This window comes from Paenibacillus luteus (assembly GCF_006542765.1).
In the GTDB taxonomy this organism is placed as follows: domain Bacteria; phylum Bacillota; class Bacilli; order Paenibacillales; family Paenibacillaceae; genus Pristimantibacillus; species Pristimantibacillus luteus.
Genome location: NZ_SKCD01000004.1, coordinates 118,935 through 144,777 on the forward strand (window position 1 = coordinate 118,935; position 25,843 = coordinate 144,777).

General features: G+C 51.1%; 22 protein-coding genes and 2 riboswitches. Of the genes, 3 read left to right on the top strand and 19 right to left on the bottom strand.

Annotated features, from left to right (window positions below; translation table 11 throughout):
• Positions 1-45 precede the first annotated feature (45 nt).
• The 7 genes from E0496_RS03200 to E0496_RS03230 form a co-directional block, all read right to left on the bottom strand.
• Entirely contained in the window at positions 46-1,632 is a 1,587-nt protein-coding gene (locus E0496_RS03200) for an extracellular solute-binding protein (protein WP_139992037.1), read from the bottom strand.
• A gap of 66 nt (positions 1,633-1,698) precedes the next feature.
• Positions 1,699-2,568 (bottom strand): carbohydrate ABC transporter permease, encoded by an 870-nt coding sequence (locus tag E0496_RS03205; RefSeq protein ID WP_141500219.1) that lies wholly within the window; start codon positions 2,566-2,568, stop codon positions 1,699-1,701.
• Between the two features lie 13 nt (positions 2,569-2,581).
• Positions 2,582-3,529, bottom strand: a complete 948-nt coding sequence (locus E0496_RS03210; protein WP_141500220.1) for an ABC transporter permease — start codon at positions 3,527-3,529, stop codon at positions 2,582-2,584.
• A gap of 77 nt (positions 3,530-3,606) precedes the next feature.
• On the bottom strand, positions 3,607-3,792 hold the full coding sequence (locus E0496_RS03215; RefSeq protein WP_141500222.1) for a hypothetical protein: 186 nt from the start codon (positions 3,790-3,792) through the stop codon (positions 3,607-3,609).
• Positions 3,793-3,808: 16 nt separating this feature from the next.
• Positions 3,809-4,321 carry a GNAT family N-acetyltransferase gene (locus E0496_RS03220; RefSeq protein ID WP_241674541.1) on the bottom strand — a complete coding sequence of 171 codons (513 nt, stop codon included), beginning with the start codon at positions 4,319-4,321 and terminating at the stop codon, positions 3,809-3,811.
• A 187-nt stretch (positions 4,322-4,508) separates the two neighbouring features.
• Positions 4,509-5,219, bottom strand: a complete 711-nt coding sequence (locus E0496_RS03225) for a hypothetical protein (RefSeq protein WP_141500223.1) — start codon at positions 5,217-5,219, stop codon at positions 4,509-4,511.
• 103 nt (positions 5,220-5,322) lie between these two features.
• On the bottom strand, positions 5,323-6,648 hold the full coding sequence (locus E0496_RS03230; RefSeq protein WP_241674542.1) for an MFS transporter: 1,326 nt from the start codon (positions 6,646-6,648) through the stop codon (positions 5,323-5,325).
• Between the two features lie 175 nt (positions 6,649-6,823).
• Between E0496_RS03230 and E0496_RS03235 the strand changes: the two genes are divergently transcribed.
• On the top strand, positions 6,824-7,714 hold the full coding sequence (locus tag E0496_RS03235; protein ID WP_141500227.1) for an ROK family protein: 891 nt from the start codon (positions 6,824-6,826) through the stop codon (positions 7,712-7,714).
• Positions 7,715-7,821: 107 nt separating this feature from the next.
• Here the strand turns inward: E0496_RS03235 and E0496_RS03240 are convergent, their stop codons facing one another.
• From E0496_RS03240 to rbsK, 3 genes are all read right to left on the bottom strand, one after another.
• Positions 7,822-8,391, bottom strand: coding sequence for a TetR/AcrR family transcriptional regulator (locus E0496_RS03240; RefSeq protein ID WP_141500229.1), 570 nt, complete (start codon positions 8,389-8,391; stop codon positions 7,822-7,824).
• A 17-nt stretch (positions 8,392-8,408) separates the two neighbouring features.
• Positions 8,409-9,119 (bottom strand): MBL fold metallo-hydrolase, encoded by a 711-nt coding sequence (locus E0496_RS03245; protein ID WP_141500231.1) that lies wholly within the window; start codon positions 9,117-9,119, stop codon positions 8,409-8,411.
• A gap of 80 nt (positions 9,120-9,199) precedes the next feature.
• The gene (gene rbsK, locus E0496_RS03250) at positions 9,200-10,126 is read right to left on the bottom strand and encodes a ribokinase (RefSeq protein WP_141500233.1); all 927 of its coding nucleotides are present in this window, start codon (positions 10,124-10,126) and stop codon (positions 9,200-9,202) included.
• 85 nt (positions 10,127-10,211) lie between these two features.
• On the opposite strand from rbsK, the gene E0496_RS03255 reads away from it, so the two are divergent.
• Complete coding sequence (locus E0496_RS03255; RefSeq protein ID WP_141500234.1) at positions 10,212-10,754, top strand: hypothetical protein; 543 nt, start codon at positions 10,212-10,214, stop codon at positions 10,752-10,754.
• A gap of 27 nt (positions 10,755-10,781) precedes the next feature.
• On the opposite strand, the gene E0496_RS03260 is transcribed toward E0496_RS03255, so the two are convergent.
• Positions 10,782-12,062, bottom strand: coding sequence for an adenylosuccinate synthase (locus tag E0496_RS03260; protein WP_141500235.1), 1,281 nt, complete (start codon positions 12,060-12,062; stop codon positions 10,782-10,784).
• 110 nt (positions 12,063-12,172) lie between these two features.
• Here E0496_RS03260 and E0496_RS03265 point away from each other — a divergent pair, with 110 nt between their 5' ends.
• The gene (locus E0496_RS03265) at positions 12,173-13,051 is read left to right on the top strand and encodes a LysR family transcriptional regulator (protein WP_141500282.1); all 879 of its coding nucleotides are present in this window, start codon (positions 12,173-12,175) and stop codon (positions 13,049-13,051) included.
• A gap of 59 nt (positions 13,052-13,110) precedes the next feature.
• Here the strand turns inward: E0496_RS03265 and atzF are convergent, their stop codons facing one another.
• The 8 genes from atzF to E0496_RS03305 form a co-directional block, all read right to left on the bottom strand.
• Positions 13,111-14,871: an allophanate hydrolase gene (gene atzF, locus E0496_RS03270; protein WP_141500236.1), complete on the bottom strand. Its 1,761-nt coding sequence runs from the start codon at positions 14,869-14,871 to the stop codon at positions 13,111-13,113.
• Positions 14,868-18,503 (bottom strand): urea carboxylase, encoded by a 3,636-nt coding sequence (uca, locus tag E0496_RS03275; protein ID WP_141500238.1) that lies wholly within the window; start codon positions 18,501-18,503, stop codon positions 14,868-14,870. The genes atzF and uca overlap by 4 nt, the downstream gene beginning before the upstream one ends.
• Before the next feature lie 59 nt (positions 18,504-18,562).
• Positions 18,563-19,213, bottom strand: a complete 651-nt coding sequence (locus tag E0496_RS03280) for an urea amidolyase associated protein UAAP2 (protein WP_141500283.1) — start codon at positions 19,211-19,213, stop codon at positions 18,563-18,565.
• Positions 19,214-19,246: 33 nt separating this feature from the next.
• Positions 19,247-19,966, bottom strand: coding sequence for an urea amidolyase associated protein UAAP1 (locus E0496_RS03285; RefSeq protein ID WP_141500239.1), 720 nt, complete (start codon positions 19,964-19,966; stop codon positions 19,247-19,249).
• Between the two features lie 42 nt (positions 19,967-20,008).
• Positions 20,009-20,173, bottom strand: a riboswitch (guanidine-I (ykkC/yxkD leader).
• Between the two features lie 54 nt (positions 20,174-20,227).
• Positions 20,228-21,028, bottom strand: a complete 801-nt coding sequence (locus E0496_RS03290) for an ABC transporter permease (RefSeq protein ID WP_141500240.1) — start codon at positions 21,026-21,028, stop codon at positions 20,228-20,230.
• Positions 21,029-21,034: 6 nt separating this feature from the next.
• Entirely contained in the window at positions 21,035-22,060 is a 1,026-nt protein-coding gene (locus E0496_RS03295; protein ID WP_241674543.1) for an ABC transporter substrate-binding protein, read from the bottom strand.
• Positions 22,061-22,135: 75 nt separating this feature from the next.
• Positions 22,136-22,289: riboswitch (guanidine-I (ykkC/yxkD leader) on the bottom strand.
• A gap of 147 nt (positions 22,290-22,436) precedes the next feature.
• The gene (locus E0496_RS03300; protein WP_141500242.1) at positions 22,437-24,218 is read right to left on the bottom strand and encodes a cache domain-containing sensor histidine kinase; all 1,782 of its coding nucleotides are present in this window, start codon (positions 24,216-24,218) and stop codon (positions 22,437-22,439) included.
• Positions 24,215-25,756 carry a response regulator gene (locus E0496_RS03305; RefSeq protein ID WP_141500243.1) on the bottom strand — a complete coding sequence of 514 codons (1,542 nt, stop codon included), beginning with the start codon at positions 25,754-25,756 and terminating at the stop codon, positions 24,215-24,217. The genes E0496_RS03300 and E0496_RS03305 overlap by 4 nt, the downstream gene beginning before the upstream one ends.
• Positions 25,757-25,843: the final 87 nt, after the last annotated feature.

A 25,843-nucleotide genomic window follows, 5' to 3' on the forward strand; every position in this document is an offset into this window, starting at 1 on the left:
TGACAATAAAGAGAGGGGCTAAGAATAGCCACTCTCTTCGTTCATTTACTTGATTAAGCCTGCTTCTTTAAATTGCTTGATTGCTGTTTCCTTATATTTCTGCATGTCAAACTTGGTATCCAACGTTTGGAGAAAATTGTCCCAATTGGATAGTGGGTCTTTGCCCGTCATAAATTTGACTAAGCTTTCATTAATGAAACGTGAACGGTCAGTTGCCAAGGTATCGCTAGGGTCAGCGGTCAATAAGTTTCCAGGCAGCGTTGGCCCTACATATTGCTGATTGTTCACGAAAGCTTCTGCCGTCTTAGGATTCTGGAAGCTGAAGTACTCGGCATCGTCACCACGGCGCGGCATTCTGTAATGATCGACCCATAGGTACTTTTCTTTCATTTCCTTCGATAATTCGGACGTTTTATTTTTGATCTTGCCATCCACTACGTCCCAATGAATCCCTTTGATTCCGTATGCAAAATTCGGATAGGCTTCTTCGTCCGTAAAGAGGTAATTCAGCATGGACAAGATGCGAATGATTTTGTCTTTATCCGCTTTCTTGGAGATCGCCCATGAATTGCCTTGGAACGATTTTCTCTCTACGATTTGATCGCCGTAAGGACCTACCATTGGAGGAATCACGATCCATTCCGGCACCTCTCCGCTGATTTCTTTCATTTTCTGCTGATAATCCGGCTCCAGCCTACGCGCATCCCTGATCATGAAGCCGACTTTGCCCTTAAATAGCTTTTGGTCCAACAAGTCAGGCGAGGTCATCGTCACCCAATCCGGGTCTACCACATTGGCTGCCATCATTTTATTAATGTAAGCAAGCGCTTCTTTCATTTTAGGATCAATAAATAGGAATACCGGTTCATTGTCTTTCACTTCGATGGCCGATGGAGGATTGACGCCAAACATCCACATCAGGCTATCGAAGCCGTAGGTTTGCAGACTGCCCTCTTTGTTCATACCGCCGATGAAGCCGTACGTATCCTTTTTGCCGTTTCCGTCCGGATCTTTCTCTGTAAAGGCTTTCATCACTTCAAACAGCTCGTCAGGTGTCGTTGGCACTTCCATATTCAGCTTTTTCAACCAATCGTTGCGAATGAAGAAGCTTCGGCTGATACCGTTTACATTATCATAACCTGGAACGCCAATGGTTTTCCCTTGATAGGACATCGCCTCCCAGGAGTCGCTGCTAAAACGTTTCTTAAGTTCAGGGAACTGATCCAGATATGGCGTCAAATCCGCCAGCACGCCTTGATCATAATATTGCGCGAGATCGGACCGACTCTTCAAGAAAAGCAAATCTGGGATATCCCCGCCTGCAATAAGCGTATTTAGTTTGGTTGTTGATTGCCCAGCCTGAGGAATCATCATATCCAAGTCGATGTTCATTGCCTTCTCCAGCATTTGCCGTTGAATGTCTTCATCGCGTGGAGGAATCGGAGCGGCAGCGTTGAACGTGCCTTGGTTAAACATCGTGATTTTCATTTTTTTCGCAAACGCGTTATCCGTGGACGGTGAGCTGTTCGAAGCTGCCGGCTTAACCTCTTCTTGCTTCCCACATCCCGACAATAGCGTTCCGAGCCCTACAACAGCAGCCAGAATAGCAAATGAAATCTTTGTTCTTTGCATATTGACCTCTCCTTTGCTTGTATATTATCACGGTTTCCCCGTAACAACCTAGATAAGATTTGCTTTTTAACCTTTAATCGATCCCATGAGCATACCCTTGGTAAAATGCTTTTGCATAAACGGATACACGATCAGAATCGGGACCGTAGTTACGACAACAGCAGCCATTTGAACTGCAAACTGGCTAACCGTTCCGGTATTGGCCATCGACTCCGCGCTTTGATTTGCGATGTTAAGCAAAATGTTGCGCAAGACGACTTGAAGCGGCATTAAGTTCGCATCATTGATATACACAATTGCATCGAAATAACTATTCCAATGTCCCACTGCGTAAAATAGGGAAATCGTAGCGAGGACAGGCATGGACAGCGGTAAAATGATTTTCCAAAGCGACTGAAGTTCACTTGCGCCGTCTACTCTCGCCGACTCCTCGATTTCAGCAGGCAATTGCTCAAAAAATCCTTTAATAATCACTAGATTAAATGCACTAATGAGATGTGGAACAATCAAAACCCATGGGCTATTTAACATCCCCAAAGAGCGGATTAACAAATAAGTCGGAATTAGTCCTCCGCTAAACATCATCGTAAACACAATGAATAATAAAAACGTGCTGCGTCCCGGCAAATATTTTTTGGATAACGGGTACGCTGCGATTACCGTGAAAAACACATTTAACGCCGTGCCTACAATCGTTCGGAACAGCGTTATTTTATACGCCTGCCCAATGCCGTTAGATACGAATACCTCTTTATAGGCTGCAAAGGTAAAGGATTCTGGTATAATCACAATCCCTCTTCTTAACACTTCCGATTCCGGTGTTAACGAAACAGCGACCACATATAAAAAGGGAAGCAAGCAAAGCAGCGATAGCACAATAAGAATAAAATAAACGGTTGATTGCCATGCTTTTTCCCCGATCGTCAGCTTAACCATATCTCATACCACCTCACCAAATTTGCCCGTCGAATTTTTTGGCGATCTTGTTCGCAGCCAGTACCAAAACAAATCCAATGACAGCTTTAAACAATCCCACAGCAGTAGCGAGGCCAATCTTAAGACGCTCCAGCCCCTCGCGGTATACCCATGTGTCAATAATATCGATCTTCTCCTGGTTAAAACTGTTGGCAAACATGAAGATTTGGTCAAAACCAGCGTCTAGGATATGGCTCAATTTCAGAATGAGCATCAAAATAATGACGCCACGAATGCCGGGTAAGGTTACATGCCAGAGCTGTCTCCATTTGGAAGCGCCATCCATTCGAGCCGCTTCATATAAGCTTGGGTCGATCCCTGCTAATGCAGCAAGGTAAAGTATCGCTCCCCAGCCAATGTCCTTCCAAATTTCAGACGAGATGACCAGCAGCCTCCCCCAAGCAGGCTCCGTTAGGAAGGAGATGGGCTCAAAACCGTTTTCCTTCAAAATCATATTAAAAAGTCCATCGCCCGGGGCTAATAATGCGACCATCAATCCATAAACAATGACCCAAGACAGAAAGTGGGGCAAATAAGTAATGGTTTGTACGATTTTCTTAAACCATTGGGTATGAACTTCATTAAGCAGCAAAGCAAGTGCGATGGGAGCGGAGAAACCGAACAATAGCTTATACAGCGATATGACAATCGTATTTCTCATGATGTCCCAGAAATAAACGCCGTTAATAAAATCTTGGAAATTTTTCAACCCTACCCACGGGCTATCCCATAACCCCAAAGCCAGATTGTAGTTTTTAAAAGCAATAATGATTCCCGCTAAAGGAATGTATTTGAATACGGCAAAATAAACTAATGCCGGAAATAAAAGAATGTACATCACTTTATACTTTTGTATGGCTCTTATCCACGAATTCCGCTTTTTAGAGATGGGAATGGCTTCCGCTGCCAATTTCGTTTGCATGTCATCACCTCGTCTTTATTTATATTTGTATAATAGCACCCCCCTATCGGATAAATTTCTGTTATTTCAAGAATTTCTTATAAGATATTAAGTAGGTATTGGCTTAGTAAATTCCATGCCATAGGCATGAAAAAACGGACAAAGTGAACGTCGCCGTTTTTAGGCGCTTTCACCTTGTCCGTCAATTTTTTCGCATTGGCTACAATCCGTGCTTCAAAAATACATGGATATCCAATCCAGCAGCCAGGCTTCGTATCAGGCATCTATACTTCGCCTCGCTTACCGTCTTTCCTTCGTAAAATACAACACCAGATCATCATCCACGCAAACTTCAGTCCCCGGTATGACAGGTTGCTCCTTGTACATCACGCCTCTGCCATCGGGAATATAGCCTCGTTTGATGTATAATCTCTGAGCATTGCCGTAGCTCTCGTACAAGCCTACGCCGATGCCAACAATCCGGTGCTCCTCGAATGCGAATTTTTCTACCGCATCCATTAATGCCGATCCAATGCCAAGCTGGCGCAGCGTGGGCACGACATCAAAATTATTAATTTCAGGAATGCCGTTCTCAACAAAATGGGGATAATAGGATGTCTTTAATAGATGCAACCATCCAGCAAACTGGCCTTCATGAAGCGCAATCAGCGAAGTCCTCTCTCCTGTCTTGTTTTGTTCCCAGCATCGATTGATGTAGTCTAACGGTTTACTGATATTGTGATGGTTTAGCGCATGAAAGACCAAGCTCACATCCGTATTTATCATAGGCCTAATATGAATACGCGAATTCATGTTTATCTCCCCTTTAGCTATTTTTCAAAATTGTAACATAGCTTCTCTGGTAGAAAACGAGTATAGCTAAAAATTCCAATACAAGTCTTAAAACAAAAAGGAGCTATCCCAGTAAGCAGCTTTGCTGCACCAGATATAGCTCCTTTCATTCCATTCGCTTGAATCTGTCAAAACGAATCACGCGACTTTAGCTTGCTGTCGTTGTAGTCGCTGCCTGATCCTGTTGCTGCTGCGGCTGTCTTCCGCCACCGCCTCCACCGCCGAAGCCGCCCGTTCGAATCGTAATGGACTCTGCCTCTTGAGTATCGTCTTTGAGCATCACAGACAAAATATCGTCAGCCTTCAGATCCGCAAGCGCAACCTCGGTTTCTACCATTTGCTCGTTCTCAAATGTTACGGTTACGATTTTGGTTGCATCGGTGACTTGAATGTCTACGGTCTCATCGGTAAACATCGCGCCCATGTTCATTCTTCCGCCGCCCTGCGGCGCGGTTCCATCGCCTGACGGTGCGGATCCGTCTCCCGCTGGAGGCTGGGGCTGCTGGCCATCTGCCGGAGCTTGTCCACCTTCAGGCGGCTGTTGTCCGTCGCCGCCAGCAGGCATACCGCCTGTGCCGTCTCCTTGAGGGGGACCTCCTTGTCCCATAGCCGATTTGTAAAGCGTGATGGTTTGTCCGTCAATCGATTTAATTTTGCCCATTAGATCCGCCTGCATGCCCATTCCCATCTGGCCCCGGCCTGCATCGCTCGTCTGGCTCCCGCCCGTCCCTGTGTTTGGCTGAACCTCGCCCTGCGATTCCGTTTGCGATTCCGAGCCAGCCTGCTCCTCCTGCACCCCGCAGCCTGCCAGAGCAGCCGCGATAACTACCGCGCTAAGCATCACTTTCCATTTGTTCATATCGTTCATCTCCTATGTCTGTTCGCTGATTTCTTATGTCCATAACGAATTCTAGCATTCGAATATGAACGAGAGATGAACGACAACTGAAGGAGAGCTTAACTTATGGTCTTAGCTGCCTTCGCTTCCAATTCCCTGACAGAAATAGCAGCGTTCCGATCCAGCCGCAAATGGAGGCAATAATTAATAAGATGGTCAAAGACACACTGCTCGACAGCGAAGAGCTTAGAATTGGGCCTACGGTTCCTCGAAAGCCGAACAGCATTAAATGCAAGCCGAATACCATTGCTTCTCGTCCTGGCGCAAGCCGGAATACAAAGGCAAGGATGCCGATATCCCAGATCGCTTCCCCGATGCCTTGAATGGCATTCCCGGTAATCACCGCCGCGTAGCTGCCCCAAAGACCATAAATCATTGGCACGATCGCATAAGCGGCTATTCCGCAGAGCAGTGTATATTTGATGTCAATCCGGTCAATCATCCAGCCGGCTATCAAGAATGTTAGCAGCAGCGCTGAGAAATAAGCTACGCGGGCAAAGCCGATTTGAACATTGGACAGTTCAAGCACATCGACTTGAATAATTTGATAAAGCGGATTCGCCAGCATATTGCCGAAGCCCGAAAAGGTAGTGGCCGCCAGGAAGACGGCAAGCGTCTTATTTTCCTTCACCAGCTTCCACTGCTCTTGCAGCGGAAAGCGGCTCGTTTTTTTGAGCATCGAGGGCTTTGCAGGAGCTTTCCCCGCAGGCAGCTTTACCGTGCTAAATAAGCCAATGGAGAGAAAGCCCGCTATGGAAGCTGCGATAAGCGGCCCCGATGGATCGAATGCATCCGACCAGCTTCCTACAAAATACGCAAGCGGGATCATAATAATGCCCATCGCTACCCGAACGTAGCCCATGAGGCGGCCGCGCAAATCAGAAGGGTACATCCGCGATACCAGTGCCGCATAGGCAGGCGCCTGTATCCCCATTAATAATTGAAAGAGAAGAGCGGTAGCTACATAAACGGATGGATAAGCAAAAAATGCCGGCAGCAGAAGCAGCAATCTTCCGACCGCATTCGGCAGCATGACGAACGGTTTCGGGTTATTGGCCTTCTCGATCCAGCTTGCCCAGAAAGGCGAGAACAACAGCCCTACCGCAGGCGCTGCCGACAGCAAGCCTACCTGTAAATTGCTGGCCCCCTGTTGAATGGCAAACGCGACGTAAAACTGATTCAAAACCACATTAAATAAGCTGAACAGACAGGAGGCTCCCAGATCGATACGGGCATTTTTCCATACATTTGCAGTCATCGGCATGCCGAATTTCAATAGTCGCGAGCTTGGTTTGGCTTCGGATTCCATTTGGATAGCTACCTTCTTCTCTATGTTGGTTGTAAACGGCCAGAGGACCCCTTGCGCCGCAAAGGATCCTCTCTCTAGCACTTCATTCGATTGGATATTACTACACTCCCGCCTTTTTGTACAGCATAAATTGAAAGGGTATTCTTTTGTTCTCCCGCTGGTTTAATTGCGCGTTAAACTTCCTAATATTCCATGAGTATGATAGACTTTTTCTCAAAGCGTTACAGCAACTTTTGATATTATTGGAGGGTATTTTGTGAGTATAGCAGTAGGAATTGACATTGGCGGCACAAAAATAGCATTTGGATTCGTAGACGAGCAAGGAGCCGTTATAGCCAAGGGCTCATTAAAAACCGATCTGACGGTAGAGCCTGCCGTTATGCTTACGCGCGTCGCGGACGCGGTCAAAGAACTGGCTGAACAAAACGGACTGGCGATAGAAACCTTAAAGGGCGTAGGCGTTGGCGCTCCTGGGCCGCTCAATACACTGAAAGGCGAGCTAACCTGCCCGCCCAACCTAAAGAGCTGGTGGGGCTTCCCCGTGGTAGCAGAGCTCAAAAAACATCTTCCTCTTCCTATTAAAATGGAGAATGACGCTACCGCGGCTGCGCTGGCCGAGAAATGGATCGGTGCGGCACAGGATTCGGAGCATTTCATCTTTATTACCATCAGCACCGGCATTGGCGCAGGCATCTTTATGCATGGCAAGCTGCTGACCGGGTCGACAGGCAATGCGGGCGACGCAGGCTTTATGATTATGGATGAAGCTGGCACGCCTTGGGAGGTTGTTGCCTCCGGTACCGCTGTAGCGCGTCAAGCGACGGAGCTGCTGGGCCGGGAAGTCACTTCCAAGGAAGCTTTCGAGCTGGCGGCACAGGGCGACGTACAAATGTCCGAGCTGGTGAACCGCGTATTCAAATCAATCGGCATGGGCTGCGTCTCCCTTATCAATATTTTGGACCCAAGCAAAATCGTAATCGGCGGCGGCGTATCACAAGTGGGCGACCCACTTTTCTCAGCCGTTAAAGCGTATGTATCCAAGCATGCACTCAACCCTTCGGGCAGAGAAACCGCCATCGTGCCGGCACTGCTGCAGCAGGATGCCGGGCTCATTGGCGCAGCTGCATTGATTCAGCAAGCCTACTAACATAAAACTTAAATAAGCTGTTTTTGACGTCGATAGGCGTCAAGGACAGCTTATTTTTTTCATCCATGCGCATCCAAAGCGTCTCCACACACTCTAATCACTTTCGTTCATTGCTCATGCATACGTAATCCATGAATATAGGTTTGAATGATCATTTTCAAGCTTTCATCAACCGCTTGCGGCATTCCGAAGCCGCCTTTTTGCTCGATCGCTGCAAATCCGTGCAAAATGCTGCGAAATCCTCTTACGATATGAATGGACGTGTCGCGGTCCAACTTGTAGAAGCTCAGCCTATCCACGAGCAGCTCGACCAGCACCTGCGCGCTAGCCGCATAGACGGCATCATCCGCATCCGGCGAGCGTAAAGTAAGCTCATATAAGCCTGGATGCTTCCTAGCGAAAGCGATATAGGCGGCAGCAATCGCATGAATAGCCTCATCGCCCTTTTTGCCCTCTAGAGCGCCATTAATAACATCCGTCAGTTTACCTAGACCATAGATTGCAAGCTGGTTCCGCAGTCCCTTTAATCCATTCACATGGTTATATAGCGAAGGAGAACGAACGCCAAGCTTCTGTGCAAGCGAGGCCAGCGTGACTTCCTGTATACCCTGCTCATCCGCAATCGCGGCCGCGGCCTCAACAATCGTCGTTAAATCCAGCCCTTTTCTAGGCGACATGCTTACAGCTCCCTTCTTTATTTTGACAAAGCCCGCTCTGCCTCGGCAATCGCCTTATCCATGAGCAGCTTTGGCTGAATCACCATATTGCCATGCCCAGCGGCAAGCACCGACGGCTTCAATTCGCCCAACCGGCGAGCCGACGCCAGACTTGTCCGTTTGTCCCAGGTAGCAAGCGCCGGAAATGGGAAAAGCAGCTTCATCTGTCCCGCGACCGCTACGCCTGCTCTGGTTTGGAAGGCATCCCCAACGATTAAAATATGATTTCTTGTATCCAGAAAGGCCATAGAGCCTGGTGTATGACCTGGCGCAGCTACAGTGAGCAAAGAACCGACGCGGTCTCCGTCTTGCAGCAAGATATCCGGAATCGTCCGAATCTGCTTGGGAACGCCACCGCGAATCGGCGTATTTGGCTCTCCCGGCTCCAACGAACGGTCCCCTCGAAGCAGCTTCGCATCCCGTTTGGAGATATAGACCTGCGCCTTCGGCAATTGCTCCTTAAGTCCGTCGAGCGCACCGATATGGTCATCATGGGCATGGGTCAAAACGATTCGAGTGATCGGTTTGCCCAGTTGCTCCGCCGCTTGCAGAATCGCTTTGGCGTTGCTTGGAAGCGCCGCATCGACCAGCGTCAAGCTGTCCTCCTCCTCCACCAGATAGCAATTAACCGGAAACAGGTTCGGCAGGTAAGTGAGCTGAGCAACGGTCTTTTCACGTGTCATTCGCATAAAAATCGGCCTCCTCAAATAAAAACTAACACCATTAGTTTCATAATAAACTAATGGTGTTAGTTTTGGCAAGCCCGATTTTATTTAGCCGATTCGTTTTGAAGAAACTCCTCAATTTCCGCTTTATTCGGAATCGATGACTGCGCTCCGGCTTTCGTTACGGCAAGCGCCGCTGCGGCAGAGGCAAATGAGAGCGCCTGCTCAATCGGCAATCCCTCTGCGCTAGCTGCCGCGTAAGCCCCAAGGAAAGTATCGCCTGCTGCCGTGGTGTCGACCGGCTTCACCTTATAAGCAGGCACGGCTGCTGTATCCCCCTGAGCATTTTTATAAAAGCAGCCTTTCTCCCCTAGCGTTATGATCACGCTATCGGTTCCCTTGGCCAATGCCCATTCTGCTGCCGCTTGCGCCGACTCTGTGTCTTTAACCGCCAAGCCGGTTATGACAGCTGCCTCTGTCTCGTTCAGAATTAGCGTATCAATAAGCGGAAACACCGCGTCTGGAATAGCTCTCGCAGGGGCTGGATTGTACAAAACGCGTGTCCCGCCTGCCTTTGCTCCAGCAATGACCGCCTCGGTCGTTTCCCATGCAATTTCATTTTGAAGCAGTACCGCATATACATTGGCCCAATCGCCTGCGCTTGCAGCCGCATCCTCTGCCGTAAGCTTGCCGTTTGCCCCTTCGGATAATACGATATGATTTTCGCCTGCTTCATTTACCGTTATGATTGCGAAACCCGAGGAGCCGCTCTTGCGTAATACTTGGTCTGTAGCAATTCCATCATTATGTAGGGCAGCAACCAGCGTTTCTGCGAAGGGGTCCTCCCCTACCGCGCCGATCATTGAGCAGCTTGCGCCCGCTCTTGCTGCCGCAACGGCTTGGTTAGCACCCTTGCCGCCAGGAAAAAAAGACGTCTCCTTGCTCGGTATCGTTTCGCCAGGCAGCGGAAACTCTTTTACATTACTAACAATATCCATATTAATACTTCCGACAACGAGAATTTTCTTCATCGATCGTGCCTCCCTTTTGATTTGAAACACAAATTTATGTTTTTCCGGGTATGTCCCCATTTTATCAGAAGGAGTAGAACTTCACATGATTACCGCCTTTATTATTGCCTGTGAAATCGGTTTTTGGGTGTTCGTGCTTGCCGGTTTAGTGTTTCGTTATGTATTCCGCTTCAAAAAGGCAGGCACTCTGCTGCTTTACAGCACGCCGCTTATCGATCTGGCTCTCGTCATCGCCACCGTCTATGATCTGCGCGGCGGTTCCGAGGCCACTTTTGCACACAGTTTGGCAGCCGTCTATATCGGTGTATCCATTGCCTACGGGCACAAGATGATCAAGTGGGCGGACGAGCGGTTTGCCCACCGCTTTGCCGGCGGTCCTGCGCCTACAGGCAAGCCAAAGTACGGCACAGCGCATGCACGGTATGAACGCAGCGGCTGGCTCCATCATCTCCTTGCCTGGGTCATAGGTGCCGCCATCTTGTACAGCATGATTCTGATGGTCGGCGATGAAACGCGGACCGAAGCTTTGTTTAACGCCTTGCGGCTTTGGTCGCTCATCCTCGGCATCGATTTTCTGATCAGCTTCAGCTACACGCTATGGCCCCGCAAAGAAAAAGCAGTATCCTGACGACCAGGATACTGTTTTTTTTAACGTTTACAGCATGATAAGCTGCTCGCGTTTCGGCCCTACTGAGACGCTTCCGACCCTGACCGAGGTAGCTTCCTCCACGAAGCTGACATAACGCTGAGCCGCCTCCGGCAGCTGGTCAAAGCTGCGCACGCCCGAAATATCGCAGCGCCAGCCCGGAAGCCGCTTCAATACAGGCTTCGCCGAGCCAAGCTTCGCTGTAACGGGGAAGGAGTCCTTAATGATTTGTCCATCCAGCTCATAGGCGACGCAGACCGGAATTTCGTCCAAATATCCGAGTACGTCCAAATTGGTCAGCGCAATTTCTGTCGCTCCCTGCAGCATGCAGCCATAACGGGAAGCCACTGCATCAAACCAGCCCATCCGCCGCGGCCGTCCCGTGAGAGCGCCGAATTCCCCCGCATCTCCGCCCAAACGGCGAAGCTGCTCCGCTTCCTCGCCAAACAGCTCGCTTACGAAGGGGCCTGCCCCCACGCAGCTCGAGTACGCTTTTACTACCGCAATAATACGCGTAATAGCATACGGCGGCAGCCCCGCGCCGACTGGAGCAAAACCCGCAAGCGTGGACGATGAGGTCGAATACGGATAGATGCCGTGATCTGGGTCACGCAGCGCGCCAAGCTGACCCTCCAGCAGGATATCCTCCCCGTTCCCATAAGCGTCATGGAGCAGCCTGCTCGTGTCGCAAACATACGGACGCAGCTTCTCGGCCTGCACAAGCAGCTCTGGCAGCAGCTCCTCTGCTTGGATAAGCGGCCGACTGTACAGCTGTTCCAGCAGCACATTTTTGGCTGCCAAGGATTGCTCAAGCCGCTGCAATAGCTGCTCCTCGTCATACAAATCAGCCACCTGAACGCCTAACTTTGCATATTTATCCGCATAGAAAGGAGCGATTCCCCGCTTTGTGGAACCAAATCCCTTTGCCCCGAGCCGCTCTTCCTCCAGCTCATCAAGCAGCCGGTGGATAGGCAGCACGACCTGCGCTCTCTCCGAGACGCGAATTCGCGGCTCAGGCACGCCTCTTGCGAGAAGCTCATCCCGCTCCCTCAGCATCATGTCGATGTCGAGCGCAGCGCCTGGGCCGATCACATTCGTAATCTCCGGGTGAAATACGCCGGATGGCAGCATATGAAGCGCAAACTTCCCATAGCTGTTAATAATGGTGTGCCCCGCATTGCTGCCGCCCTGATAACGTACGACATACGCTGATTTAGCGGCCAAAGCATCCGTCAGCTTCCCCTTGCCTTCGTCTCCCCAATTCGCTCCCACAATCGCTGTTACCGTCAATCAAATCGCCTCCGCTACTTGTTTTTCCTTTACCTGGTTCATTATAATAGAAGCATTAACATAAAAATAATTGATATTTCTAATATCTGATATTAGGTGAGGTTATGGCTGTGATTGTGAATATGGAGTGGTACCGTGTCTTTTATTGGACAGCTAAGATAGGGAGCCTGTCGCGCGCTGCAGAGCAGCTTTATATTACGCAGCCTGCCGTGTCCCATACGATTAAGCAATTGGAAGCGAAGCTCGGCGGGCAGCTTTTTTTTCGGATGGCTAAAGGGGTAAAGCTGACAACGGAGGGAGAGGTTCTATTTCGCTACATCGAGCAGGCTTATACGTTCATGGAAACCGGAGAGCGGATGCTGGCCGAAATGCACAGCCTGCAAAGCGGGGAAATCAGCATTGGAGCCAGCGATACGCTGTGCAAGCATTATCTCATGCCTTACCTGGAGCAATTCCACGGCCAATATCCGGATATCCGGATTCGCGTGACCAATCGTACCACACCCGAGACGGTAGCGCTGCTTAAGGAAGGGAAAATTGATTTCGGAATCGTGCACATGCCCGTCTCTGATCCACTGCTGGACTTCCGCATCAGCATGCCGCTGCAGGATATACTCGTTGGAGGCAAAGTTTGCTCCGGGCTCGGCAGCAGCGGACTCGAGCTTGCGAGAGTAAGCGAACACCCGCTCCTGCTGCTGGAGCAGGGGGGCAGCACGCGCAGATTTCTGGATGAATGCGCCAAAGCCGCAGGCGTCCAGTTGACGCCTGAGCTTGAACTTGGCAGCTTTGAGCTGCTTGCCCAGTTCGCCAGAAGCGGCTTCGGCCTTGCGTTTCTTATTCGGGAGTATGTGAGGGATGAACTCCGCTCAGGAGAGCTAATTGAAATCCCGCTGCAGCCGCCTTTACCTGCACGCAGCATTGGCATTGCCACGCTGCGCGGAGTACCGCTGTCAGCAGCTGCAAAACGCTTCTTGGAGCTGCTCCCCTAAGCGGGTATAGCACGGCCGGATGAGCACTTCGGATAAAATACTCTCTTATGATTTATGATTTACGATTGCGGTAGATTGCGCCAGCCGCCGTATGCGGTAATATCCTCCGCATCCTCTGCTGCATAGGCTTCGCATACAAAGCCGGACACCTCCGACCCGTCCATCAGCTCTACTTTGCCAATGCCCAGCGGAGCTGGAATGGATGAGATCAATGCACCGAAAGCAGCCAAAGGCATTTCCCACAATTCAAGCGCAACGGTTGCCCCGCCCTGCGCCTGCTTAATCATGCCCGGCTTCGCTGGCGACGTTGGCAGCTTAACCAGCCGGTAGCGCGGAGCAGAACTTGCCTCCCGTACAAAGCGAGCCCGCAGCGCAAGCATCTGCTTCTCCAGCGGATATCCACGCATATGCAAGCCGCAGACAGCCACAGTTATTTTGTCATCAGCTTTACTATCCGCTCCATTTCGAGCAGGCTCCTGAAGAAAAGCTCGGGCCCCAGCCTCGATTAGATGCTCATTCTCCGCAAGTGCGAACAGCGTGATGCCAAACGGCAGATGTGCCCCAGCCGCATCGGAGGGAACGGCCACTGCGCACAAATCCAGAAGGTTGCAATGGTTGGTGTAGCGCCCCATATCGCTGTTTGTCCGGTATGGGTCCTCGCTCACCTGCGCGCGCGTCCATGTCCCCCCGCAGGTAGGCATGATCAGCACCGCATCGCGCAGCAGCTGTTTGGCTTTCTGCTTATATTCCTGCAGCTTATGCATCGCCCGGAACAAGGAAGCCGCATCGTATTCCGGCAATGCCCCTGTACGCAGCACCTGCTCCGAAACCGCTGTAGCAGCGCCAGGATGAGCCTCAATAAATTCGCCTAAATCCGCCCAACGTTCCGCAACCAAAGGCCCCCCGTACAACAGTTCGGCTGCATCCGCAAACAGCTCGTAATCCACGTATTCAATTGGAATATTCAATAGCTTCACACGTTCGAGGGCCACAAGCCAAGCTGCCTCATATTCCGCTGCAAACGGCCCATAAAAAGCGACACTTTCCTTCGGCAGGCAAAGCTTGGCAGGCCGCTTAGCTTCTGCTTTGGCAACCTCTCGGGACCACGGATCTCCTTCATGAGCCCCTCTAACAACATGATCCACAAGGAGCGCTTCTTCCAAGCTGTGGGCAAACACCGTAACGCAGTCCAAGCTTGCACAGGCAGGAACGACCCCTTTGAGCGGCCAAGAGCCTATGCTTGGCTTATAGCCCACAAGCCCATTAAGCGCAGCCGGCACACGGCCTGATCCCGCCGTATCGGTCCCCAGCGAGAATACGGCTTGACCGCGCGCGACAGCGACTGCCGAGCCGGAGCTCGAGCCGCCGCTAATCAGCTCCGGACGGAGTGCATTTTGCGTCTCGCCATATGGACTGCGGGTGCCAACGAGCCCCGTTGCGAATTGATCCAGATTGGTCTTGCCGAGCGGAATAGCGCCTGCATTTACGAGGCGTTCCACAACCGCCGCATGCTCCTCCGGACTATAGCTGAACTCTGCGCAGCCTGCCGTAGTTGGCAATCCGACTACGTCGATATTATCTTTGACAGCGAATGGAATGCCCCAAAGCGGAGCGCTCACCGGATCAAGGGCAGCCAGCCCTTCCAGATAAGGCGCCAAAGCTTCCAAAGTTGGCGGCGTGATCCAAATGTTCATCGCCGCATCCGTTTCAGCCCTGCGAATAATTTCTTCCATAACAACCGCCGGAGTCACTCGGCCGCTTGCATAGCTGCCTTGCAGCCATTCTAAAGTCAGGTAATCCGGAAAAGCTATCGTTGTCATACCGCCACCTCCGTTTCGTTATGCTGCAGAATACCAACGATTAACTGGCCGGTATGCACCTGATCACCAGGCGTCACATACACGGAGCATACTTCTCCATCTACGGACGCTTGCTGCGAAAACTCCATTTTCATACTCTCGACAATAATCAGCGTATCGCCCTTTTTGACGTAATCGCCCGGGCGCACAAGCACCTTCCATACGCTGCCCGGCATCGTACAGCGTACAGCGGCTGCCCCTTCCTGCAGCGCCTCCTCCTGTTCCGCCCGCATCGGCTCTGCTTCCGCGACATACTCGGCGAGCCCAAGCTCCTTCCAGCTCTCGCGCTCCGCTTGGAAGGCTGCTTGCTGCTTCTCCTTGAAAGCTGCGGCGCTTTCCTGAATCTCCTCCAGAAACGCCAGATATTCCCCCAAATCAAACGTCGTTTCCGTAATATCCGCTTCATATCTGCCGCGCAGAAAATCCTCGCGCAGCCGCAGCAGCTCATCAGCGGCCACTGGATAGAATTGAATCTGGTCAAAAAATCTGAGCAGCCATGGCTTGCCCGGCTTAAAACTCTCCGTGCTCCGCAGCCGGTTCCACATTTGGATCGTGCGTCCGACAAATTGATAGCCGCCAGGGCCTTCCATCCCGTACACGCACATATAAGCGCCGCCAATTCCAACCGCATTCTCCGGCGTCCATGTACGCGCGGGATTATATTTCGTAGTCACCAGCCGGTGCCGCGGATCAATCGGCGTGGCTACCGGCGCTCCCAGATAAACATCGCCTAGCCCAAGCACCAAATAGTTCGCTTCATATACAATTCGCTGCACTTCCTCCATATGCTCCAGGCCATTCACTCGTCTGATGAATTCAATATTGCTTGGGCACCAAGGTGCATCCGGCCTTACCGTTTGCTGATAACGTTCGATGGCGAGCTGCGTTGCCGGATCATCCCAGGAAAGCGGCAGACGCACGATTCGCGACGGCACCTGAATCGTCTCCAGCGGAGGAAGCTCACTATCCAGCTTCAAAATAATGCCGCAGGCTTGGCTAACGGTGATTTTGGAACGATCAATATGCACCTGCAAGGAGCGGATGCCCGGCGTCAAATCCAGTACGGGAATTTCTCCCGATGATTCGATTGCCTGCATCAGCGCATGGGCTTGAAAGCGCAGCAGCAGGTCCAGCTCAAGCTCGCCGTATTCCACTAACAGATTCTCATCGCCACTGCAGCGAATTTGGATCGGAAAGCGTCGGCCCTCTGACTCATGGACGAGAAGCGGATAATCCGGGCTCATCGCTTCGCCTGCCACAGGGAGCTCTGCGGTAGGCAAGCCCTGGCGAAGCCCCAAACCTAATGCCTGTAGGCTTCGCTCTTGCACGTCACGAAGTTCATCGGCTTCCTCCAAGGACAGCAGATGAAAACGCACCTTGTCTCCCGCATGCAGCTGCCCAAGCTTCCAAAACTGCGCCGATGCTGTCGTCACCGGGCAGACGAAGCCGCCTAGGCTAGGGCCATCCGGTCCGAGCAAAATCGGCATATCCCCGGTTAAATCAAGTGTTCCGATCGCATACGCATTATCGTGGATGTTGGACGGATGAAGCCCGGCTTCCCCGCCATCCTCGCGCGTCCAAAGCGGGGGAGGCCCAATCAAGCGAACCCCCGTACGCGAGCTGTTAAAATGCACCTCATAAGCCGTCTCGGACAGCTCCTTCAAATACGCCGGCTTCAAAAATTCTCCCGTACAATGCGGTCCGGGAATAACACCGATCGTCCATTCCCTCCCCATTTGCGGACGTTCAGACAATGCTAGCTCCTGCAGCACCGCAGGCTCTGCTCCAGCGTTTAAGCCAAGCACATCGCCCGCTCGCAAAGCGCGGCCGCCGTGACCACCGAAGCCGCCCAGCGTAAAGGTCGCCGAGCTGCCTAGAATACGCGGCATATCGAACCCTCCCGCAACAAGCAAATACGTTCGCAAGCCCATTTGCGCCTCACCGAAGCTGAGTACTTGACCGCGATCCGCGTACGCCGGCTTATATAGCTCCACCTTCTCGCTGCCAAGCTTCGCCTCCATATCCGCTCCAGTCAAGCAGAACCAAGTCCCGCTGCGGAATTTATAAGAGCCTCCACGCAGGGTAAGCTCCAAGCCAGCGGCTGTGTCCTCATTGCCAAGCAGCGTATTGCCGATGCGGAAGGAGTAAGGGTCCATCGGTCCGCATGGCGGGACGCCAACATCCCAGTGTCCGACCCGGCCCGGCCAATCCTGCACCGTGGTTTGCACGCCGCCGTCCAGCACTTCAAGCGCAAGCTCGGCAGGCTCGAAGCCGTTTAACAGCTGCGTATACACCTGCCCGCCAGCAACCTCCACATCTTTCAGGAGTGCCTGCAAATATTGCAGATTCGTCGTAAGGCCGTACATTCTTGTCTCGCCAAGCGCCTGAATCAGCTTCTCGATTGCTTCTTCCCGGCTGGCGCCATGCACAATAATTTTGGCCAGCATCGGATCATAAAGCGTGGTAACCGTCAATCCGTCCCTCACCCAAGACTCATTGCGGGCATGGGCCGAAAATAAAGCTTGATCCAGCTGCCCCGCGCTGGGACGGAAGCCCTGCAAACAATCCTCCGCATAAATGCGGGCTTGGATGCTGTGGCCTACTGGCACTTTCACAAGCGATTGCAAATTCGTCAATTCATCCGCGGCTTCCCGAACCATCCATTCAACCAAATCAACGCCGAGCACCTCCTCGGTTACCCCATGCTCCACCTGCAGCCGCGTGTTGACTTCCAGGAAATAAAAATCGCCAGTCTCCGGATCGTACAAATATTCAATGGTACCCGCGCTTCGATAGCCCGCTTCGGCTGCAAGGCGCTTCGAGCATTCGAACATCGCCTCCCGGACCTCATCGGTTAGATTTGGTGCCGGGCTTTCTTCGATAACCTTCTGGTTGCGGCGCTGGATCGAGCAATCGCGCTCACCAAGCGTAACCACCTCGCCAAAGCCGTTGCCGAATATTTGCACCTCTACGTGGCGTGCCCTCGAAATGTATTTCTCCAAAAACAAACCGCCGTTTTTAAAATTAGTTTCCGCCAGATGCTTCACGCCGTCATAGGCAGAGCGAAGCGCCTCACCGTCTGCGCACACGCGCATGCCAATGCCGCCCCCGCCTGCCGTGCTTTTCAAAATAACCGGATAGCCGATATTTCCAGCTTCCTCCAACGCTTCTTCAAGCTCCGTAATCAGCGCCGTTCCCGGCAAAAGCGGTACGCCTGCTCGCTTCGCCATCTCCCTTGCCGAATGCTTCAGTCCGAACATCTCCATCTGCTCGGGCGTCGGCCCGATGAACACAATGCCTTGCTCGCGGCAAGCGCGGGCAAAGTCCGCATTTTCGCTAAGGAAGCCATAACCGGGATGAATGGCCTGTGCGCCTGTTTCCAAAGCAGTTCTCAAAATCAAGTCCGCATTCAAATAGCTTTCTTTGGCTGGGCCATCGCCGATCAGCACAGCTTCGTCCGCCTGATCGACATGCAGGCTGTCTTGATCCGCTTCCGTATAAACTGCAACTGAGGCGATGCCTAGCTTGCGCAGGGTTCGCTCGATTCGAACGGCGATTGCGCCGCGGTTTGCGATTAATATTTTAGTGAACATCGTACCCTCTCCTCGCCCTATCGTTATATTAATTCATTAGTAAGAAAGCATCGGTCATGTCACGCATGCCAGATAAGCACCCGTACCGGCGTTGGATTATACGCGTTGCACGGATTGTTGAGCTGCGGGCAGTTGCTGAGCAGAGCCGTAGTGCGGCAAAGCGACTGAAGCTCTACATAAGCGCCCGGTGAGGATACGCCGTCCGCAAATTGCAGCCCTCCGTCTGCCGTTACCGGCACGTTCATGAAGAAGTTAATATTCGGAGCCAAGTCACGTTTCGTGTAGCCTTCGTTTCGTTTCGCCAGCTGCAGCATAAACGTGTCGCGGCAGTTGTGCATATGAAGCTTGTCATGGGAATATCGCACCGTATTGCTTTGCGCCGAGCACGAGCCGCCAACCGTATCGTGCCGACCGCAGGTGTCCGCGACGATGCGCAGCAGCTCCTTGCCGGATTCCGAGAGCAGCACTGAGCCTGCCGTCAAATAAAGGTTGCCTTGCCCCGCGATGGTCGCAACCGCACTGTAATGATCCTCCGGATGATCGGCGTCGTAGAACAACGTGTCCGCCGCCTGGTTGCCCGCTAAATCAACGATGCGCAGCACCTGTCCCGGCTGCAGGTCATACATCCATCCGTCACCCGCTCCAACCACCTCATCGTAGATGGCATCTTCTTCCTTGCGGGAGCTTTCTACCCGATTGAATACAGTCATCATCCATTCCTCCTCATCCACCATGTTTGTCCCTTACAACCCTTGCAGCAGGTAATATTGCTGCGTATTCTCACAGGCCCGGCGATTCTCAGGCCGAAAGTTAAAGCAATAGTCATCCTCCATGACCGCATCTGCCATAAGCACCTCAAGCTGGACAGGCACGGATGGATATTCGCTGCTAGGGTCTAGCGGATTCGGCGTATTCGACAGCACCAGCAGCATATCCATATCCGTCCGCAGCGTCACCTGTGCTCCGGCCGCGCAATGCGCCAAGCTGAAATGCATCCGTCCCTGCTCATCGCAGGACACTTTGGAGAACAGATTTACCGGTGGCACAAGATCCCGCACGCCGAGTCCATTTCGAATGAGCTCAACGGCGAAATTTTCTTCCCCGCTGCGAAACCATTCATTCCGCTGCTCCTGATACGCGGTCCTGCCGTATTTCCGGTCCGTGACCGCGCGGCTCGTATAACCGCTTATCGCATCATGCCAGCCAAGCTGGTCCTCTACAAAACTGGCGAGCGACCGTCCGTTATCACTCATAAGGACGTTGCCCTTCGTGAGGTGGGCCGTATACTGAGCCTTTAGCGTATCCGGCATATTGTAGCGCTCCGTCAGATCCCTCGCTTGATAGAGAAGCAAGGACACGTTCGCTCCCGCTTCCAATGCGGTAAACCGCAGCAATCTCCCCCTGCTTATCATGCCTGACCATTTGCCGCCCGGACGAATGCTTGTATTCCAAATCGCGTTCATTGTGTTTCCTCCTCTTGAAAATAAAGATAGCCCGGGAGTGTGATCTCCCAGGCTTTTATCCTTCCGTGTGCTATCTCGAGTCGATGAACGAATGACGAACCGCCCCGCGATATGCCGTCTCTCGGACCAGACCTGCCTGCGGCTGACGAGCGTAAAGTAGAACTTGACCCGTCAGCCGTCTTCAGCGGAACCCTAGACAGCTATTTCGTTCTCAATGGCAATCATGAGAACCTATATTTAATTTTCAACTTACCTAATTGTTTATGCCCAAGGAAACAAGCGGCGGTTCAAGAAAGCAAACACCCGATCACTGACAAGACCCAATAAACCGATGACGATGATCCCCACAAAAATTTCATCCGTATTCAGAAAACGCTGCGCCTTCATAATTTGATAGCCCAGCCCGCTGCTTACAGCAACAAGCTCCGCTACAACAAGATATGTCCATGCCCAGCCTAATATTAGGCGGAGCGTATTCATCAGTTGCGGCTGAATCGCCGGTATAATGACCGTTTCGATTGCTTTCCATCTGGTCGCCCCAAGCGTGAAGGAGGCGTGCAGAAGGTCATGCGATACCCGCCGCGTAATATCCGATACCATAAGTACGAGCTGGAAGAAGCAGCCGATAAAAATGAGCAGCACCTTCGCCCATTCGCCAATGCCCGCCCATACCATGATGAGCGGTATAAAAGCGACTGCCGGCATATAGCGGATAAACTCCATCGGCGGCTCCACAAAGGCTTCACCGAATTTGAAGGTGCCCGCAAATACCCCGATCGGAATACCAACCACACAGGCCAGCAGAAATCCGGCGGATACCCGGAATACGCTGATTCCGATATGCCCCCAGTATTCTGGGCTGCCGAGATTCAGAATGAGCTGAACGAGCACGGCATGCGGCTTCGGCAGAAAAAGCGGATTAACCATTTCCGTATAGCTGAGCAGCGACCAGATGCCGAGCAGCAAGACGAAGGAGAAACCTGCCACGGCGGCAAACGGTCTCGGACCGATGTCTTTAAAAATTTGAAAGGTATGCGGTTTGCGTCTAATCGGCTTCCCCATCGTTGATCACTTCCCTGCTTTGTTTTTTACGAACTGCGGGTCAAACAACGCATCCACGCTGTCCAACTTATCGACCATGTCCAGGTTATGGAGGAATTCAGCTGTTTTCATGCCAGTATAACTAAGCGACGTATAATCCTCGCGCTTCTCAAACGCTTCAATGTTATCTTCTACGCCAAACAGCTTGATGCTATCGAGGCCAAGCTTAAAGTCCTCCGGCGTTGTCTCTGCCTTCTCAGCAAGCAGCTTAATGGCTTCCTCCTGGTTATCCTCGTACCATGCAAGTGTATCGAACCAAGCGTCGACGATCTTCTGAACCTCTTCCGGCCTTTTCTTCACCACGGATTCGCGGAATACGAGCAGATCGGGAATCAGTCCCGGCGTTTCCTTCGATGAATAGAGCACCTTGCCCTTGCCTTCTTTGACGGCCGTCGTCTGGAACGGCTCCCACAGCACCGAGGCATCGGTATTGCCGGAAATAAACGCAGGGCCAGCATCGTTCACCGTCATATTAACGAATTTAATATCCTTCTCATCCATCCCGTTTTCCGCAAGTGCGGTAAGCAGCAGGAAATGGTCTACCGTACCAAGCTCCGTAGCAACCGTCTTGCCCTTGAGATCTTTAATCGAGTTAATCTCAGGCTTACTGACAATGGCATCGCCGCCGAAGGAGTTATCATTGACGAGTACGGCTTTGAGGCCAATGCCCTTCGATAACGGTGCCAGCGAATCGCTCAGCGTCTGGCTGTTCGCGTCTACCTTGCCCGCCGCGATCGCTTGCAGCGAATCGCTGTACACCGGGAAAAATTCCAGCTTCACATTTACGCCATGCTTCTCGAAGAACCCCTTCTCCTCCACCAAATACCACATATACCATCCCGGCCATGGACTAAGCGCAATCGTAATCGGATCGCCGGGCGCTCCTCCCGATGCTTCCTTTGTATTTCCGGAACACGCAGCCATGACCGACATTGCAACGATAAGGATAAGTACAAGCGCCGTTTTCATTGTTGCTTTCATTGTTGCTTTCATTACTCCCCACTCCTGTCATCTTTTTAGTTGCCAGCCCCAACATTCCCAATAAAAAAACAAAAGCCCGGGAGAGTAATCTCCCAGGCTTTTATCCTTCCGTGTTATATAGATGAGCGGATGAATCCGAAACCATCTATACGCCGTCTCTTGGACCAGGCTTAGCCGCATGCCGAGCGTTTACTTGCGTTTACGCTGAGCCGCTGCTAACGGAACCCTAGACTGCTTGTCGTTCTCATCGTTTTGCTTTGAGAACCTTTATTCAATTGTCATGAAACCTTACGTTAAATCGAATTATAGTTCGGATCGTACGGATATGTCAACATTTATGTTAGGTTTTATTACATAAATTTAAATAAAGAAAAAAAACCGCCCTCTGTTAAAGAGGACGGTCAGACGTGTGAGCATCGGTTTGTGCGGGAATGATGATCGATACGGATGTGCCAATGCCGCGTTTACTGTAGATGCTTACCCCGTATTGCGCGCCGAAATGAAGCTTGATTCTCCCGTCTACATTGCGAATGCCATAACCTACGTTTACGCTCTCGACAGGGTCGGAAAGCTGACGCAATATTTCCGGGTGGATGCCAATTCCGTCGTCAATAATTTGGAAGGTTATCAGTTTCCCTTCCAATTTGCCGACGATGCGGATATTAATGCGGTCACCGTACCAAGCATGCTCCAGTGCATTCTCAATGTAAGGCTGCAAAATAAGCTTTACGGTTGTGAAGCGCAAAATATCAGGGTCCACATCAAACAGCACCTGCATGCCGTCACCGAATTTTGTCTTCTGGATGTTAATATAGGCGCTCACCTGCTCCAGCTCGTTTTTGATCGGAATGACCGTTCTGCCCTCATTAAGCGACAGCCGGTAAAATTTAGCCAAATCAAGCACCATCCGCTGCAGCTTGTCCACCTCACCGAACTTGGCCAGCCGGCTGATCGAGGATAACGTGTTATAAAGAAAATGAGGATTGATTTGCGCTTGCAGCGATTCCAGCTCCGCTTCCTTCTTCTGAATATTGGTCATGTACACTTCCTGAATCAGTTCATCAATGTTTTGCCCCATCTCATTCAAGGCCACGGAGATGCGCGTAAATTCATCTTTCCCCTTAAAGTTAATACTCTTCTGGAAGTTCCCCTCTTGGAAGGCATCAAGCACGCGGACGATTTTGGAAACCTTACGGGAATAAAACCGGGAGATAAAGAGGCCGGCAAACGAGAATACGATATAACATGCCAGACAGATCAGGACTGTCCATAACCTCACCTTTTCAGTTGCCTTCTCCATTATATCGGTCGGTACAAGAGCGACAAGCCGCCAATTAAGTTGCGGAATCGGCTCATCTTGAATGACCCAATAATTCGCGATTTTCTCCTCGCTGAGCGTTTCACCGAGCTTGTAATCCGTATCTCCGGAGGAGAACATGATGTCGCGGTTCTCATCAATAGCGAATATTTTGGTTCCCTTGCCGATCTTCTCGGAATCCACACTCTCCAACAGATCTGTCAGCCTTAGGCTGATGCGAACGAAACCGATTTCCTCAAGCGTAATCGGATCATTCATATTGACAAGCCGCCGAAGCAAGGAGATATGGCCAAATTTCGTATCCCCCTCAATCTGCTTCCATTGCATCGTCTCGCCGTAACGCTCCTTCGGATAATTCACATACCAGGGATTATCCTTAATCCTTGAAATATGATACAAATCGAACAACGGCCCCTCATTATTGAGTGGATCGGCATTTTTATAGTCATGATAGATTTCGGGCAGCGTATCATTGTGCAAATAAACCGCCAGCCGCATCTTATTATTCGCGGCCTCGATGGTCGTAAGAATTTTTGGCAGCAGTTGCTTTGTCGTTGCCTCATAGCTCACCCAGCCCTCCTCATAATGGCGAAGGTAGGAAGCCAGGTTGCTGTCAAAATAAAGCATGCCTGAGAGCCGCGACATATCGTTCATTTTATACGAAATATTATCCTTCATCTGCTCCAGTGTGCCGTGGTTGATCTCGCGCGTTCGCTCTTGGATGGAGCTTGTAAAAATAATATTCGCAGCGTAGCCAACCAGCAGCACCGGTATAATAATAAACAAGCTGTAGGTGAGCATCAGCTTAATGCCAAACGGAATGTAGCGATGCTCCTTCTTGTGTGTAGTCATTTTCGTCTATACTCCAATGGCGTCATACCGTACGTTTCTTTGAATTGCCTGCTGAAATAAGGCAGGTGGCGGTAGCCAACGCGGTCCGCGATTTCATATATTTTCAAATGAGTCGTCTTGAGCAGCTCGCATGATTTCTCCATGCGGAGCTGGATAAAGTATTCGCTGAAGTTTTTACCGGTTTCCTCTTTGAAAATCAGCCCGAGATAATTCGGCGACAGCGAGAATTGCTCGGCCAAATCGCGCAGCGTTATATTATCATGCGTACGCTCTTTCATATAATCGATCATTTGCTTAATGATTTTCCAATTTTTCTTGTGCTTGTTCGCTTGAAGCGTCTCAGATATTTCGTAGACTCTGCGTCTAAGCCATAAATGGATATCATTGATCGTCTCCAAATGCATGATAATTTCGTAATGGTCCAGCTCCATGCCCAGCAGTTGAAAAACGTTTTCATTCGTTCGCTGCAAATAATTATCGAGCTTCATCACGATATAAAGCGCGTAATTGCGCAGCGTGAATTTGGATTTCAGGTTTTTTGCCACTTGAAATAAATCATCCAGCTCGTCATGAATGCGAACTAGCTCGTAGCCTGACATCGCATCGAACAAAGCTTCAAGCTTGGCATCCAGATTCTTGACATCCTCCTTCTCCGATTGCCGGAGCTCGCCGTGGCCGATCACCCTTCCTTTGCCGTAGAACATTTTCAAATCCAGCGCTTCAATGGCTTGCCTGTATGAGCACTGCAGTTCCTTTAACGACGCGCACGGTTCGCCAACGCCCACAGTAATCGAGAACGACTGCAAGTCCTTGATTCGCCGTACGATGATTTCAGGCAGCTTGCTGTGATCCGAGCCTTCGATGAGGAACGTGACGCGTGCTTTGCTTATTTTGCAAATATGCCGAACGCCAAGCTCGTTGCCGATCGCCACCAACTGCTGCATCTCGTCCTGCTCGGAGCGTTCCTCGTCTGCAAGCTTCCATGACAGGTCATCAATTTCGATAACAGCGGCAAATCCCGGCCATTTAAATCGGTTTAATTCATATTCCTGATTAAGCACTTCAATCGTACTTTCGGTACCAGGGCCTTCCAGCAGTTGCAGTAAGTATTCATTTTTGACGATCGGCACCATTTGCCCGTAGGTATCCTGCCGTACCTGTTCCTTATCCAAATCCTCGCGAACCTTAAGCAAGGAATCGATCAGCTCCTGGTCATCCATCGGCTTCAGCACATAATTAACGGCATTCAGAGATAACGCCTGCTTCACATAGCTAAAGTCTTGGTAACCGCTCACAAAAATAATTTTTATATCTTTAGATAACTCAAGCGCCCTTCTGGCAAGCTCCAAGCCCGTCATATTCGGCATGCGGACGTCAGTGACAAGGATATCCACTTTCTCAGCGTCCAGCACTTTGCATGCATCAAATCCATTCATAACGCCGGCTACAACCTCCATACCCAGCTCTTGCCATGGAATAAAGGTGCGCATCCCATCCAAATCAAGCCTTTCGTCGTCTGCAAGTAATACTTTGTACATGATGTTATCAGCTCCAATTAGAAAAACGCAGTAATGGCCTTTATACTCTTTAAAATGACGGTGGGAAAACGAAAACTCGGGTACACT